The sequence below is a fragment of the Fusibacter paucivorans genome, from assembly GCF_018390735.1.
Lineage (GTDB): Bacteria > Bacillota > Clostridia > Peptostreptococcales > Acidaminobacteraceae > Fusibacter > Fusibacter paucivorans.
The window spans coordinates 1-15,288 of sequence record NZ_JAHBCL010000054.1; the positions used below are offsets into that span (position 1 = coordinate 1).

Genomic DNA, 15,288 nt, shown 5'->3' on the forward strand with positions numbered 1-15,288 from the left:
CTGGGAAGTCATATTCTGAAAGCAATTCTCTTACTTCCATTTCAACGAGTTCAAGAAGCTCTTCGTCATCTACCATATCGCATTTGTTAAGGAATACGACGATGTATGGTACACCAACTTGGCGCGATAAGAGGATATGCTCTCTCGTTTGAGGCATTGGACCGTCAGCTGCAGATACGACGAGGATTGAACCATCCATTTGCGCTGCACCTGTGATCATGTTCTTAACGTAGTCGGCATGGCCCGGACAGTCGACGTGTGCGTAGTGACGCTTAGGTGTTTCGTACTCAACGTGAGCAGTAGAGATCGTAATCCCTCTTTCTCTTTCTTCAGGTGCCTTGTCGATATTATCAAAGTCTACTTTCGCACCCAATTGATATTTGTCATATAATACTTTCGTGATTGCTGCTGTCAACGTTGTTTTACCGTGGTCAACGTGACCAATTGTACCGATGTTAACGTGTGGCTTATTTCTTTCGAACTTTTGCTTTGCCATTTTTTATTCCTCCCTTGGTATTATTTTTTACCTAATACTTCTTCCGCTATATTTTTAGGTACTTGTTCAAAGTGATCAAATACCATTGCATAAGTTCCCCTACCTTGTGTATTGGATCTTAAGTCTGTCGCATAGCCAAACATTTGTGAAAGTGGTACGTAAGCTCTGATGATTTGCGCGCCATTGACAACTTCCATACCTTCAAGGCGGCCACGTCTTGAATTGACATCACCCATGACATCTCCGAAATATTCTTCCGGAACTGTAATTTCTACTTTCATATATGGTTCGAGCAAAATAGCGTCGCCTTTGCGCATTGCTTCTTTAAGTGCCATAGAAGCAGCGAGTTTAAAGGCCATTTCGTTGGAGTCGACTTCATGGTATGAACCATCATAAAGGTTCGCATGAATATCGACAACTTCGTAACCACCAAGAATACCAGATTTCATCGCGCCGCTGACACCATCTTCAATAGCGCTGAAATATTCTCTAGGAACTGTTCCACCTGTAACGGTTGATTCAAATGAGAAACCTTTACCGGATTCAACTGGTGCAAATTTGATCTTAACGTGACCGTATTGACCGCGACCACCTGATTGTTTTGCATACTTATAATCAATATCAACTGGTTTTGTAATGGTTTCTTTGTAAGCAACCTGCGGTGCGCCAATATTCGCTTCGACTTTGAACTCTCTGAGGAGTCGGTCAACGATAATTTCAAGATGAAGCTCACCCATGCCCGCAATAATAACTTGGCCGGTTTCTTCATCTGTATACGTTCTAAAAGTCGGGTCTTCTTCAGCGAGTTTTGCAAGTGCAATACCCATTTTTTCCTGACCAGCTCTCGTTTTTGGTTCAATGGCAACACGGATAACTGGATCCGGGAATTCCATTGTTTCAAGAATGATTAAGTGATCTGGATCACAGAGCGTATCACCTGTCGTTGTAAACTTCAGGCCAACGGCGGCTGCGATATCGCCAGAATAAACCCTATCAATTTCTTCACGTTTGTTGGCATGCATTTGAAGAATACGGCCAACGCGTTCTTTTTTATCTTTTGTTGAATTTTGAACATAAGAACCTGATGCCAAAACGCCTGAGTAAACTCTAAAGAAAGTCAACTTCCCGACATAAGGATCCGTCATGATTTTAAACGCCAGTGAAGAGAACGGCAGGCTATCGTCAGCCGGTCTGTCAACTTCATTGCCATCTTCATCAACACCCCTAATAGCTGCAACATCCGTTGGCGCAGGCATGTACGCAATAACGGCGTCAAGCATTAACTGTACACCTTTATTTTTGTATGCTGAACCGCAGAGCACAGGGACAATCTCGTTATTGATTGTCGCATGTCTAAGGGCAACTTTTAATTCTTCTTTGGTAATTTCCTCACCTTCGAGGTATTTTTCCATTAACACTTCATCTGTTTCAGCAATAGCTTCCACCATAGCTGAACGGTATTCCTCAGAGATGTCTACTAATTCAGCAGGAATTTCAACGCGATCAATTTGCTCACCTTTTTCATCTCTGTAGTAAACCGCTTCCATTTCGATAAGGTCAACAAGACCCTCGTATTTGTCTTCAGCACCAATTGGCACTTGAATTGGAACGGCATTCGCTTTTAAGCGATCTTTCATCATGTTGACAACTCTGAAGAAGTCTGCACCAGTGATGTCCATTTTATTGACAAACGCCATTCTCGGAACACCATATTTGTCAGCTTGTCTCCAAACCGTCTCAGATTGTGGCTCAACGCCACCTTTTGCACAAAATACAGCTACGGATCCATCTAATACACGAAGTGAACGCTCAACTTCAACTGTAAAGTCAACGTGACCAGGTGTGTCAATAATGTTAATTCTCTTGCCTTTCCAGACACAAGTGGTCGCAGCGGATGTAATGGTAATACCGCGCTCCTGTTCTTGCTCCATCCAGTCCATTGTTGCTGCACCTTCGTGAACTTCACCGATTTTGTAGTTGATACCTGTATAATAGAGGATTCTCTCAGTAGTCGTCGTTTTACCAGCATCGATGTGAGCCATGATACCGATATTTCTAGTATTCTCTAACGAATATGCTCTACTCATTATGATCCTCCTTTCTTACTGTACTCATATTAAACATAAATAAAATACCCTATGATGTTAATTAACTTAGAATCTGTAATGTGCAAATGCTTTGTTCGAGTCAGCCATTTTGTGCGTATCTTCACGCTTTTTAACTGATGCCCCAGTGTTATTTGCCGCATCCATGATTTCTTTAGCAAGTTTATCCTGCATTGTTCTTTCGCCTCGCTTACGTGAGTACGAAATCAGCCATCTCAAACCGAGTGTTTGTCTTCTCTCAGGTCTAACTTCAATTGGTACTTGATAGTTAGAACCACCGACTCTTCTCGCTTTAACTTCGAGGACAGGCATGATGTTGTTCATCGCTTCTTCGAAAACTTCTAGTGCACTTTTGCCGGTTTTCTCAGCAATTTGATCGAAAGCACCGTAAACGATACTTTGTGCAACACCTTTTTTGCCATCAAGCATTACTGCGTTAATTAACTTAGTGACTACCTTACTTCCGTAAATCGGATCGGGCAGTACTTCTCTTTTAGGTACATTCCCTTTTCTAGGCACGTTTCTTCCCTCCTTATAATGTCTTTTGGTCATTCATCGGTACTCGACAAGCTAATGTCGTCTGTGCGAATAGTATTGAATTGTCTTTGATTATAATTTACTATATAAAGCCCCTTCCGGTTGGAAGAGGCTGATTAACGCTCTATTTTTTCTTAGGTCGTTTAGCGCCGTATTTCGATCTCGCTTGAAGTCTGTTATTGACACCTGAAGTATCAAGCACACCTCTGACGATGTGATATCGGCAACCTGGTAAGTCTTTAACCCTACCGCCTCTGATAAGCACCACGCTATGCTCTTGAAGATTGTGGCCGACACCTGGAATGTAAGCTGTTACTTCCAATCCATTCGTCAAACGAACCCTCGCAACCTTTCTAAGTGCCGAGTTTGGTTTTTTCGGTGTTACAGTTTTAACACTCGTACAAACCCCTCTTTTTTGTGGTGAACTCATTTTAACGCTTTTGCGTTTCAATGTATTTAAGGTTCTTTGGAGAGCAGGAGAAGTTGATTTTTCTTCGATCTCATATCTTCCTTTTCTCACTAATTGGTTTATAGTAGGCATTCTGTCTTAGCACCTCCTTCCCTTTATGAGTATTTATTTTTCAATAACCGCTGTCGCAGCACCAACGTCAATATTACAAGCTTTCCCAAGCGTCTTCATCGAGTCGACAAACACGATTTCTACAGACTTTGTCTCACACAGTTCCAAAATATGTCTGACAACGTGCTGCTCAGCATCTTTGGCGATCAATACCAATCGAGCGCGATCACCCGTTAAACACTTCGTCGTCTGCTTTACACCAACGACGAGTTTGGGATTGTTTGTTAGTTCTTCTAGCTGCATAAAGTCTACCTCCTTGAAGTCGCCATTATGCACTTCACCATTTTAACACCATGCCTATAGCCTGTCAACTATAATTGTGTTAAATGCTGTTAAAGGAATCCTCGTCATCAAAAGTGTAGTCAGCCTTTGATTTTACTGAAAAGTCACGGTAGTATCGCATGCCTGTACCAGCTGGAATCAGCTTGCCGATGATAACGTTCTCTTTAAGGCCCAACAGTCTGTCTTCTTTGCCATTAATGGCAGCTTCAGTCAGCACGCGCGTCGTTTCTTGGAACGATGCTGCCGAAAGAAACGATTCAGTTGCAAGCGAAGCCTTTGTAATCCCGAGAAGTGATCGTGAACCAATGGCAATAATGCCGTCTTCTGCTTCAATTTGATCATTGATGCGATTAAAGTCTTTGAGACTGACAACACTGCCCGGCAATAGCAACGAATCTCCGGATTCTTCTACTTTCACTTTTGACAGCATTTGCTTAACGATGATTTCAATATGCTTATCATTGATATCAACCCCTTGCAAACGGTATACTTTTTGAACTTCTTTTATAATGTACTCACGGACACCTTTCACGCCAACGACTCTAAGTAAATCGTGCGGATTGATAGAACCTTCAGTAATTGGCTGTCCAGCTTCAACACGTTCGCCTTCTTTGACTTTAAGTCTCGCGCCAAAGACGATTTGCGATGTATGCTGTTCACCAGTTTCTTCATTTGTAATGACGACTTCTTTCTTCTTTTTCGTCTCCTTAAAGGAAATGACACCATCAATTTCTGCAATGACGGCAAGACCTTTTGGTTTCCGTGCTTCGAAAAGTTCTTCAACCCTCGGAAGACCTTGCGTGATATCGCCGCCGGCGACACCGCCAGTATGGAATGTTCTCATCGTAAGCTGCGTCCCAGGTTCACCAATGGATTGAGCAGCAATAATACCAACCGCTTCACCAACGTGAACTGTTTTACCAGTCGCGAGGTTGAGACCATAACATTTGGCACAAACACCATATTGTGTATCGCAAGTTAAGACAGATCTAATTTTAAGCTTTTTAAACCCTGCTTTAATAATCTTTTCCGCTATGCGTTCAGTAATAATTTTATCCGTTGAACAAATAACGGCTCCCGTTTCAGGATGAATGACATCTTCAACTGGATAGCGGCCCAAGATTCGCTCCTGAAGCGGTTCAATCAGCTCATTGCCATCTTTAAACTCAACCACTTCAATACCTGTGGTTGTCTGGCAGTCAAGCTCCCGAACGATCACTTCCTGGCTAACATCAACTAGACGTCTCGTCAAATAACCGGAGTCAGCTGTACGAAGTGCTGTATCGGCAAGACCTTTTCTGGCACCCGTTGTCGAAATAAAGTATTCCAAAACGGATAATCCTTCACGGAAATTCGATACAATTGGAATCTCAACGGTTTTACCAAGGGCATTGGCCATCAGGCCACGCATGCCTGCAAGTTGCCTAATCTGGTTTTTAGAACCCCTCGCGCCAGAGTCTGCCATGATTTTAATATTATTTAGCGTTGAGAGGTTTGTAATCAGCGCTTCTGTAACATCTTCCGTCGTCTTTGTCCATGTCTGAATGATTTTTTCATAACGTTCTTCTTCAGATATCAAACCACGACGGTAAGCTTTTTGATATTTGTCAACGGTCGCTCGCGCTTCGGCGATAAGACCTTTTTTCGCTTCAGGAATCACCATGTCGGAAACCGAAACAGTCACGGCACCTCTTGTTGAATAAGTGAACCCAATATTTTTGATATGATCAAGCAATTCAGCAGTAATCGTATTGCCAAATTCACTAAAGCATCGCGCGATAATTTCCTCGAGGTCTTTCTTCTTACAGAGAAAATCAATTTCAAGGCTGTATTTGTCTTCATCGCGATCGACAAATCCAAGCGTTTGCGGAATGTTTTCATTGAAAATAAAACGGCCAACGGTGCTTTCTACAATTATATACCGCGATTCTGGTTCGTGATATTTTTTTAGTTTAACACGCGTATGCAAATCAACCACTTCATTAAAGTAAGCGAGTTGCATCTCTTCATAGTCTTTAAAGATCGGCATCACTTCAGGTTGGTTCTCTTTTTCATACGTTAAATAGTATGCACCAAGGACCATATCCTGTGTCGGCGTCGTAATTGGACGACCATCTTTTGGTGCCAAAATGTTGTTAACCGAAAGCATTAAGAAACGCGCTTCAGCCTGTGCTTCAACAGAAAGCGGCACGTGAACAGCCATTTGGTCACCGTCAAAGTCTGCGTTGTACGCTGTACAAACAAGCGGATGCAGTCTTATCGCCTTGCCCTCAACCAGCACTGGCTCAAATGCCTGAATACCAAGTCTATGCAGTGTTGGTGCACGGTTAAGCAATACAGGATGTTCTTTAATGACATCTTCTACAATGCTCCAAACTTCCGGTTTCACGCGTTCCACCATACGTTTGGCACTTTTAATATTGTGAACGTATCCGTCTTTGACAAGTCGCTTCATGACAAATGGCTTAAAGAGCTCTAGCGCCATTTTTTTCGGCAAACCACATTGATAAAACTTCAGTTCCGGGCCGACGACGATAACCGAACGGCCTGAGTAATCAACACGCTTGCCAAGAAGGTTTTGACGGAAACGACCTTGTTTCCCTTTTAATAAGTCAGACAGTGATTTAAGCGGGCGATTGCCGGGCCCCGTTACAGGTCTGCCGCGACGACCATTATCAATCAATGCATCAACCGCTTCCTGAAGCATCCGCTTTTCATTTCTAACGATAATATCCGGTGCGCCCAATTCCAAAAGACGTTTTAATCGATTATTTCGGTTAATCACACGACGATAGAGGTCATTTAAGTCTGCTGTCGCAAAACGCCCGCCATCAAGCTGTACCATCGGTCTAAGATCTGGCGGAATGACCGGCACAACATCCAAAATCATCCATTCAGGCATATTGCCGGATTGTCTAAAAGCTTCAACAACTTCAAGTCGGCGAATAATTCTAACTTTTCGCTGTCCTGAGCTGTCTTTGAGTTGTGTTTTTAAATCTTTCGCAAGCGCTTCAAGATCAACTTCCTGAAGAATTTCTTTAACCGCTTCAGCGCCCATCATCGCTCTAAAAGTGTTGCCGTATTTCTCGCGATACTGCGCATATTCGCTTTCCGTTAAAAGCTGTTTCTTTTCAAGACTTGTTTCGCCCGGTTCAATTACAATATAAGATGCAAAGTAAAGCACTTTTTCTAATGACCGTGGCGACAAATCAAGGAGAATACCCATTTTAGACGGGATACCCTTGAAGTACCAAATGTGTGATACCGGTGCTGCGAGTTCGATATGTCCCATGCGCTCACGGCGTACTTTCGACTTGGTTACTTCAACACCACAGCGGTCACAAACGACGCCTTTATAGCGTACTTTTTTGTATTTGCCGCAGTGACATTCCCAGTCTTTCGTTGGCCCAAATATTTTCTCACAGAACAAGCCTTCTTTCTCCGGTTTCAAAGTTCTGTAATTAATAGTTTCAGGTTTTTTAACTTCTCCCTTTGACCAAGATCTAATCTTGTTAGGTGAAGCCAAGCCTATTCTAATGGAATCAAAATTGTTAAATTCGATCAAGGGGTACCTCTCCCTTCTCTATAAAAAGTTGATTATTCATCGTAGTCATCATCTTCTTCTAAGAAAAATTCTTCGGCATCAAGTGCTTCTTCAGCGCCTTCAGGCAACTCATCAATAAAAGCGCCCGATTCGAGATCCTTCTCAATCTCACTGCCGCGAAGTGCCGCATTATAATCTAGCCCATCGTCATCATCATCACCGATTTCAATTTCGATTTCACCCGAATCATCTCTTAAAACTTTAACGTCAAGCGCAAGCGCCTGTAGTTCCTTGATTAAGACTTTAAACGATTCCGGAATACCCGGTTCTGGGATATTCTCTCCTTTGACAATGGCTTCATATGCCTTAACACGTCCGACGACGTCGTCAGATTTGACCGTAAGAATTTCTTGCAGTGTATGCGCTGCACCATAAGCTTCCAGCGCCCAAACTTCCATTTCACCGAAACGCTGTCCACCGAATTGCGCTTTACCGCCCAACGGCTGTTGTGTAACAAGCGAATAAGGGCCCGTACTTCTCGCATGAATTTTATCATCAACCAAATGGTGAAGTTTCAACATATACATGTAACCAACGGTTACAGGATTATCAAAGATCTCACCGGAACGTCCGTCGCGGACACGCAGTTTACCGTTGCCCGGGTAGCCAGCCGCCGAAAGAATTTCATTAATTTGGCTCTCTTTTGCACCGTCAAATACCGGCGTTGCAACTTTCCAGTTATTCTTTTTCGCCGCTAAGCCAAGGTGAACTTCAAGTACCTGTCCAATATTCATACGCGATGGTACCCCTAGCGGATTAAGTACGATTTGAAGCGGTGTTCCATCTTCGAGGAATGGCATATCTTCAATTGGGAGGATTTTAGAGATAACCCCTTTGTTACCATGTCGACCGGCCATCTTATCCCCAATGTTGATTTTACGTTTTTTTGCAATGTAAACGCGGATCAGTTTGTTGACGCCTGGCGAAAGTTCATCGCCGTTTTCACGCTCAAATTTCTTCACATCTACGATAATGCCCGATTCGCCATGCGGAACGCGAAGCGACGTGTCGCGTACTTCTCTGGCCTTTTCGCCAAAGATCGCTCTGAGCAGTCTTTCTTCTGCGGTAAGTTCCGTCTCGCCTTTTGGCGTTACTTTGCCGACTAATATATCACCAGAATTTACTTCGGCGCCAATACGGACAATCCCTTCAGCATCGAGGTTTTTCAGTGCATCTTCGCCGACGTTTGGAATGTCACGCGTAATCTCTTCAGGTCCGAGTTTTGTATCTCTCGCTTCTGATTCATACTCTTCAATATGAATAGAACTGAGTTTGTCTTCCATCACCAGTTCTTCACTGATAAGGATAGCATCCTCATAGTTGTAACCTTCCCAAGTCATAAAACCTATGAGAAGGTTTGTACCAAGCGCTATTTCACCATTATCAGTTGATGGCCCATCGGCAATGATTTCCTCTACTTTTACCTTTTGGCCTTTTTTGACAAGTGGTTTTTGATTAATACAAGTCCCTTGGTTAGAACGTTTAAATTTCAAAAGTTTATAGCGATAACGTCTGCGGTCAGCATCACCCAACAAGACAATTTCATCCGAAGAAACATATTCAATGACACCATCAACATGCGCTTTGATAACGACGCCGGAATCCTTTGCTGCAATGTGTTCAATACCGGTACCGATAATAGGTGCTTCGGCTCTAACGAGCGGAACGGCCTGACGCTGCATGTTCGATCCCATGAGCGCTCGGTTGGCATCATCATTTTCAAGGAATGGTATCATTGCCGTTGCAACTGAAACCATTTGCTGTGCCGATACCTCGACGAGGTCAATTTCTGTCGCTGGGAATTCCTTAATATCAGAACGGCGTCTTGCGACGATCCGGTCACTTTCAAAATGGTTATCTGCTGTGATCGGTTCATTCGCAGGGGCAACAATGTATTTTTCTTCTACATCTGCTGTAATATAAATGATCTCATCCGTAATGACCCCCGTTTTTTTATCCACTCTTCGATAAGGCGATTCAATAAAACCATATTCGTTAATACGTGCAAAGGTACTCAATGAGCCAATCAAACCGATGTTTGGACCCTCTGGCGTTTCAATCGGACACATACGACCATAATGCGAGTGATGAACGTCACGCACCTCAAAACCCGCACGCTCTCTTGAAAGACCACCTGGTCCGAGTGCTGACAGACGCCGTTTATGCGTTAATTCAGCAAGCGGATTTGTTTGGTCCATGAATTGTGAAAGTTGTGAACTACCAAAGAATTCTTTTATTGCCGACACTACCGGTTTAATGTTGATGAGCGCCTGCGGTGTAATCGCTTCCATATCTTGAATGGTCATCCGTTCGCGGACAACGCGTTCCATCCTCGAAAGACCAATTCTAAATTGATTTTGAAGGAGTTCTCCAACTGAACGAATTCTACGGTTGCCAAGGTGATCAATGTCGTCTACATTACCAACACCTTCATTAAGATTTAAAATATAACTAAAAGATGCTATGATATCGGCCGGAATAATATGTCGTGGAACGAGTTCATGCATACGTTCTTCCACTGCCGCGAGTTGATCTTCAACATTATCATATGCATCCAAGATTTCTTTCAAAACCGGGAAATACACTTTTTCTTTTACTTTCAATTTTGACGAATCAATATACATGTGAATATTGACGAACTGATTGCCGATAACACGCGTCGTCCTCTCGTCGTCGCTGTAAATATCAATCGTTTTAACACCAGCATTTTCAATATCTGCTGCTAATTCAATCGTAATTTTTTCACCTTTTTCAACGAGAATTTCGCCAGTCATCGGGCTGATGACGTTTTCTGCTGCAATATGTTCTTCGATTCTATTTGAGATGCCCAATTTTTTATTGAACTTATAGCGACCGACCTTCGCAAGATCATATCGCTTCTCATCAAAGAAAAGTGAATTAATTAAATTACTGGCACTTTCTACAGTAGGGGGTTCACCTGGCCGCAACTTTTTATAGATTTCAATTAGGCCCTCTTCATAATTTTGAGTACTGTCTTTATCCAGCGTACGGATCAGGCGTTCATCTTCACCGAATAAATTGAGTATTTCCTGATTCGTTTGGTACCCCAGTGCTCTCATTAGCGTTGTAGCAGGCAATTTTCTAGTCCTGTCAATTCTGACAGATACGACGTCATTTGAATCTGTTTCGTACTCCAACCATGCACCTCTATTAGGTATGATAGTGCTGGAATAGAGTTTCGCCCCCACTTTATCGATTTTCACATCGTAGTAAGGACCAGGGGATCTAACGAGCTGGCTGACGATAACACGCTCAGCGCCGTTGATAATAAATGTCCCCTTTTCAGTCATCAATGGGAAATCACCCATAAAGACCTTTTGTTCTTTAATTTCGCTGGTTTCCTTGTTGATGAATCTGACTTGAACTCTTAGTGGCACTGCATAATTGACATCTCTCTCTTTACACTCTTCGACATCGTACTTTGATTCTTCATCTAACTCATAATCGATGAATTCCAAGATGAGGTTTCCAGTATAGTCTTCAATTGGAGAAATATCCTTGAAGGCTTCTTTGAGTCCTTCTTCGAGAAACCACTCATAAGATTTGCGTTGAATCTCAATTAAGTTTGGTTTCTCTAACAGCTCATGAATTCTAGCAAAACTCATTCTTTCTGTTTTTCCGAGCATTACAGGTTGTGGCATTAAAGTATTCACCCCTTGTGTAATAAAAATCATGTATCTAAAAGGAAAGGCTTCCCTTTTTAACATCCAGTGCCAAGCGTGTTTAAAGCGAGAAAACTCCATTTTAAACATACTTATAGCATTATAAAATAATATCATATAACGCAATGCGTGTCAACACATTTTTACAGTTTGTTTAAAATAGAGTTTTCATATTTACAGTTCAGCATGGTTACATGCTTCATTATGTCAGACTACTGTCTTGTTTGCATAATTCAAATAGCCACCTTGAATAAAGGTGGCTATTATGATTAAAATACAATTATTTTAATTCAACAGCTGCGCCAGCTTCTTCAAGCTTAGCTTTCATTGCTTCTGCATCTTCTTTAGATACGCCTTGTTTAATTGGTTGAGGCGCACCATCTACCAAGTCTTTTGCTTCTTTTAAGCCTAAGCCAGTAATTTCTCTAACGACTTTGATAACGCCGATTTTCTTAGCGCCTGCGTTCGCGAGGATTACATCAAACTCAGATTTTTCTTCTGCAGCAGCTTCACCGCCGCCCCCAGCTGCAACAGCAACAACTGGTGCCGATGCCGATACACCGAACTCAGCTTCACATGCTTCAACTAATTCTTTAACTTCTAAAATGCTCATACCTTTTATCGCTTCGATAATTTGTTCTTTAGTCATTTTACACCTCCGTAATATTATACACGTATTCGTACGCTCGTCTTATGCACTCGCGCCTTCTTTTTCTTTGATGAGATTCGATAAGAAGTAAGCAAAGTTTGATACTGGCGCTTTGACACTTCCGAGGAATCTTCCGATGAGTACTTCTTTTGAAGGAAGTTCCGCGATTTGGATCATTTGATCGAAATCACAGTAATCACCTTCGACAACCCCTGATTTTAATTCAAGGTTTTTGTGATTTTTAGCAAATTCTTTGATGATTTTTGCCGGTACAACCGCATCTTCCATTCCGAAGGCAATCGCATTCGGTCCGGTTAAATCGTTTGTCAACGATTCGAACTGCGTGTCTTTAATGGCTAACTTAACAAGGTTGTTTTTGTAAATTTTATACTCAACACCCGCCGCTCTGAATTGACTTCTGAGCTCAGTTACCTCTTCAACCGTTAAACCTCTGTAATCAACAAGAACTGCAGACTTAGCAGCCGCGAATTTTTCTTTTATTCCTTCAACAACTACTTTTTTGTTTTCAAAATTCTGAGACATTCGTCCACCTCCTTGTGTAAAAATAAAACCTCTCTTCCGTAGACAAGAGAGGTTTAATCATTTGACTGATCTATTCTTTACCTCGGTAGGAAATTAAGCCTTAGCACCTACTGTCTACGGTTTGCATTCAATTTTACAACAAAGCAATTCTATCAAATACCAGATGCTTTGTCAATTATAATTTTGCTGCGTTCACTTTGATACCAGGACCCATTGTCGATGCAAGCGTAACGCTCTTTAAATAAGTCCCCTTTGCTGCTGCCGGTTTCGCTTTAATAACAGCTTCTACCAACGCACGGAAATTTTCAATGAGTTTTGCATCTTCGAAAGAAGCTTTACCAATTGAAACGTGGATGATATTCGTTTTATCCAAACGGTATTCTACTTTACCAGCTTTAATTTCATTAACAGCTTTACCAATATCAAATGTAACAGTTCCCGATTTAGGATTTGGCATTAATCCTTTAGGACCAAGCACTCTACCCAAACGGCCGAGTTGTCCCATCATATCAGGTGTACAGACGATCACATCGTAATCAAACCAGTTTTCGTTCTGGATTTTTGCAATCATATCATCTGCGCCAGCGTAATCAGCGCCAGCTTTTTCAGCTTCTGCTGCTTTTTCACCCTTTGCAATAACGAGTACTTTTTTACTCTTGCCAGTACCATGCGGCAATACAATAGCACCTCTGACTTGTTGATCTGCATGTCGACCATCGACGCCAAGCTTAATATGCAGTTCAATTGTTTCGTCAAATTTTGCTTTTGATGTTGATTTTACAAGTTTCAAAGCTTCTTCAACTTCGTATAATTTTTGTGGCTCAATTAGCTTTGCAGCATCTTGATAACCTTTACCTCTTTTAGGCATATTTTCCTCCTTTGTGGTGTTAACGGTTTTGCCTCCCACATGTCGTTACCTGACGGAATTAGTCTTCTACGACGATTCCCATACTTCTTGCAGTACCTTCGATCATGCTCATCGCAGACTCAATGTTTGCCGCGTTGAGATCCGGCATTTTCATTTCTGCAATTTCTTTTACTTTCGCTCTTTTAACAGTTGCTACTTTTTTCGTGTTTGGTTCACCAGAACCACTTTCGATACCTGCTGCTTTTTTCAGTAATACTGCTGCCGGCGGCGTTTTGGTAATGAACGTGTAAGATCTGTCTTGGTAAACAGTGATGACAACAGGAATAATTAAACCTGCCTGATCTGCAGTTTTTGCATTGAATTCTTTACAGAATTGCATGATATTGACACCTTGCTGACCTAATGCCGGACCAACTGGCGGTGCTGGTGTCGCTTTTCCTGCAGGAATTTGTAGCTTGACAAAGCCACTTACTTTTTTAGCCATTTAGCTGCACCTCCTTAAATATTGCTTTGCTAATTCTTTTCGACTTGATCAAAGCCGAGTTCCACTGGCGTCTCTCTACCAAACATCGAAATGAGCGCTTTGATAGATTGTCTCTCCATGTGAATCTCCTCGACCGTTCCAATAAAGTTTTCAAACGGTCCAGAAATAACTGTAATGGTATCGCCTACAGTGAAATCTACGTGTACGATGCGTTTTTCGAGTCCCATGTTTTCAACTTCTTCCTCTGTAAGCGGAATCGGTTTTGAACCCGGACCGACAAAGCCCGTGACGCCTCGGGTATTTCTAACGACATACCACGACTCGTCCGTCATAATCATTTTAACCAAAGCATACCCTGGGAAGATTTTTTTTGACTTGTCCTTCCGTTTGCCGTTCTTGATCTCAACGACAGACTCAGTTGGCACGACGACCTCTAAGATGACATCTTCCATGCCTCTATTTTCAACGATTTTTTCGATGTTTGCCTTTACTTTATTCTCATGTCCAGAATAAGTATGGACGACATACCATCTTGCTTTATTCGTTTCTGTCATATTTATCGGTAAAAACCTAACCTCCTCCCATTGCCCTTTGATTAAGCCTATGCAAACAAATTAAATAGGAATTTGAATACGGCATCTAGTACGCCGATCGCAACAGAAGTAATCAAGCACATCGCCAATACGACTAATGTGTATTGCCAGACGTCTTCTTTTGTAGGCCAAGTTACTTTTTTTACTTCGCTTTTAATGTTCCTAAACATTTTGCTTACACTCTGTTTTTCTTTTTTTACATTACTAGAAGCCATTTATTTCAACCCCTTTTCTTATTTGAAACTATTTCGTTTCTTTGTGTTGCGTATGCTTCTTGCAGAATTTACAGTACTTGTTCATTTCAATTCTGTCTGGGTTGTTTTTTTTGTTTTTCGTAGTGTTGTAATTTCTGTTCTTGCACTCAGTACATGCTAATGTGATATTAACTCTCATCTTGACACCTCCTACAACGACTAATGTCCGTGCCTGGCAATGCACACTATACTCCACGATAACATTACTAATTTAACCTATCACAAATGAACATGAATGTCAACGTCGATTTGGCCTACTTATCAACGCTTGCACGCTTTTCGGACAGTTAAATAAGGACTAGTTGTCACTAGTCCTTATCGCCTATTAATAACTCTGAAGCTATTGTTAGTCATTTTAATAGTTCTAAAAACATTACTTAAAGTATTTTATACTACTTCACTTCATTTTTCAAGAACTGATTTATTTTTTTTGACAAACTGTTTTGAAAATCACTTTTCAGCAGCAAACAACGCCAATACTATTCAGTGATTTTGATAACGGAACCAGCGCCAACAGTTCTGCCGCCTTCACGAATTGAAAATCTTAAGCCCTCTTCTATCGCGATTGGTGAAATAAGCTCAATGTCCATTTCAACGTTATCACCAGGCA

General features: G+C 41.8%; 15 protein-coding genes and 1 other annotated feature. All 15 genes read right to left on the bottom strand.

Annotated features, from left to right (window positions below; translation table 11 throughout):
* Nucleotides 1-496 (bottom strand): GTP-binding protein (locus KHM83_RS18655; protein WP_213238551.1); only part of this gene is annotated, 496 nt, incomplete at its 3' end.
* Between the two features lie 20 nt (nt 497-516).
* Nucleotides 517-2,583 carry an elongation factor G gene (gene fusA / locus KHM83_RS18660; RefSeq protein ID WP_213238552.1) on the bottom strand — a complete coding sequence of 689 codons (2,067 nt, stop codon included), beginning with the start codon at nt 2,581-2,583 and terminating at the stop codon, nt 517-519.
* A 66-nt stretch (nt 2,584-2,649) separates the two neighbouring features.
* On the bottom strand, nt 2,650-3,120 hold the full coding sequence (gene rpsG / locus KHM83_RS18665; RefSeq protein ID WP_213238553.1) for a 30S ribosomal protein S7: 471 nt from the start codon (nt 3,118-3,120) through the stop codon (nt 2,650-2,652).
* Between the two features lie 142 nt (nt 3,121-3,262).
* Entirely contained in the window at nt 3,263-3,679 is a 417-nt protein-coding gene (gene rpsL / locus KHM83_RS18670; protein WP_213238554.1) for a 30S ribosomal protein S12, read from the bottom strand.
* Nucleotides 3,680-3,712: 33 nt separating this feature from the next.
* The gene (locus KHM83_RS18675) at nt 3,713-3,961 is read right to left on the bottom strand and encodes a ribosomal L7Ae/L30e/S12e/Gadd45 family protein (protein WP_213238555.1); all 249 of its coding nucleotides are present in this window, start codon (nt 3,959-3,961) and stop codon (nt 3,713-3,715) included.
* 79 nt (nt 3,962-4,040) lie between these two features.
* Nucleotides 4,041-7,565 (bottom strand): DNA-directed RNA polymerase subunit beta', encoded by a 3,525-nt coding sequence (gene rpoC, locus KHM83_RS18680; protein WP_213238556.1) that lies wholly within the window; start codon nt 7,563-7,565, stop codon nt 4,041-4,043.
* Nucleotides 7,566-7,597: 32 nt separating this feature from the next.
* A complete protein-coding gene (rpoB, locus tag KHM83_RS18685) occupies nt 7,598-11,266 on the bottom strand; it encodes a DNA-directed RNA polymerase subunit beta (protein WP_213238557.1) in 3,669 nt (1,222 codons plus the stop codon).
* 301 nt (nt 11,267-11,567) lie between these two features.
* A complete protein-coding gene (rplL, locus tag KHM83_RS18690; protein ID WP_213238558.1) occupies nt 11,568-11,936 on the bottom strand; it encodes a 50S ribosomal protein L7/L12 in 369 nt (122 codons plus the stop codon).
* 42 nt (nt 11,937-11,978) lie between these two features.
* Nucleotides 11,979-12,479 carry a 50S ribosomal protein L10 gene (rplJ, locus tag KHM83_RS18695; RefSeq protein WP_213238559.1) on the bottom strand — a complete coding sequence of 167 codons (501 nt, stop codon included), beginning with the start codon at nt 12,477-12,479 and terminating at the stop codon, nt 11,979-11,981.
* Between the two features lie 13 nt (nt 12,480-12,492).
* Nucleotides 12,493-12,617: a sequence feature (ribosomal protein L10 leader region), on the bottom strand.
* 37 nt (nt 12,618-12,654) lie between these two features.
* Nucleotides 12,655-13,347, bottom strand: coding sequence for a 50S ribosomal protein L1 (rplA, locus tag KHM83_RS18700; protein WP_213238560.1), 693 nt, complete (start codon nt 13,345-13,347; stop codon nt 12,655-12,657).
* A gap of 58 nt (nt 13,348-13,405) precedes the next feature.
* Complete coding sequence (gene rplK, locus KHM83_RS18705) at nt 13,406-13,831, bottom strand: 50S ribosomal protein L11 (protein WP_213238561.1); 426 nt, start codon at nt 13,829-13,831, stop codon at nt 13,406-13,408.
* Between the two features lie 29 nt (nt 13,832-13,860).
* A complete protein-coding gene (gene nusG / locus KHM83_RS18710) occupies nt 13,861-14,385 on the bottom strand; it encodes a transcription termination/antitermination protein NusG (protein ID WP_213238562.1) in 525 nt (174 codons plus the stop codon).
* Between the two features lie 47 nt (nt 14,386-14,432).
* Nucleotides 14,433-14,639 (bottom strand): preprotein translocase subunit SecE, encoded by a 207-nt coding sequence (secE, locus tag KHM83_RS18715; RefSeq protein ID WP_213238563.1) that lies wholly within the window; start codon nt 14,637-14,639, stop codon nt 14,433-14,435.
* 28 nt (nt 14,640-14,667) lie between these two features.
* Entirely contained in the window at nt 14,668-14,817 is a 150-nt protein-coding gene (rpmG, locus tag KHM83_RS18720; RefSeq protein WP_213238564.1) for a 50S ribosomal protein L33, read from the bottom strand.
* Between the two features lie 340 nt (nt 14,818-15,157).
* On the bottom strand, nt 15,158-15,288 hold a 131-nt coding region (locus tag KHM83_RS18725; protein WP_459251412.1), incomplete at its 5' end, for an EF-Tu C-terminal domain-related protein.

Coding starts and splice junctions, on each gene's coding strand:
- fusA (WP_213238552.1), bottom strand. CDS start 2,583: ATGAGTAGAGCATATTCGTTAGAGAATACTAGAAATATCGGTATCATG.
- rpsL (WP_213238554.1), bottom strand. CDS start 3,679: ATGCCTACTATAAACCAATTAGTGAGAAAAGGAAGATATGAGATCGAA.
- KHM83_RS18675 (WP_213238555.1), bottom strand. CDS start 3,961: ATGCAGCTAGAAGAACTAACAAACAATCCCAAACTCGTCGTTGGTGTA.
- rpoB (WP_213238557.1), bottom strand. CDS start 11,266: ATGCCACAACCTGTAATGCTCGGAAAAACAGAAAGAATGAGTTTTGCT.
- rplL (WP_213238558.1), bottom strand. CDS start 11,936: ATGACTAAAGAACAAATTATCGAAGCGATAAAAGGTATGAGCATTTTA.
- rplJ (WP_213238559.1), bottom strand. CDS start 12,479: ATGTCTCAGAATTTTGAAAACAAAAAAGTAGTTGTTGAAGGAATAAAA.
- rplA (WP_213238560.1), bottom strand. CDS start 13,347: ATGCCTAAAAGAGGTAAAGGTTATCAAGATGCTGCAAAGCTAATTGAG.
- rplK (WP_213238561.1), bottom strand. CDS start 13,831: ATGGCTAAAAAAGTAAGTGGCTTTGTCAAGCTACAAATTCCTGCAGGA.
- nusG (WP_213238562.1), bottom strand. CDS start 14,385: ATGACAGAAACGAATAAAGCAAGATGGTATGTCGTCCATACTTATTCT.
- secE (WP_213238563.1), bottom strand. CDS start 14,639: ATGGCTTCTAGTAATGTAAAAAAAGAAAAACAGAGTGTAAGCAAAATG.
- rpmG (WP_213238564.1), bottom strand. CDS start 14,817: ATGAGAGTTAATATCACATTAGCATGTACTGAGTGCAAGAACAGAAAT.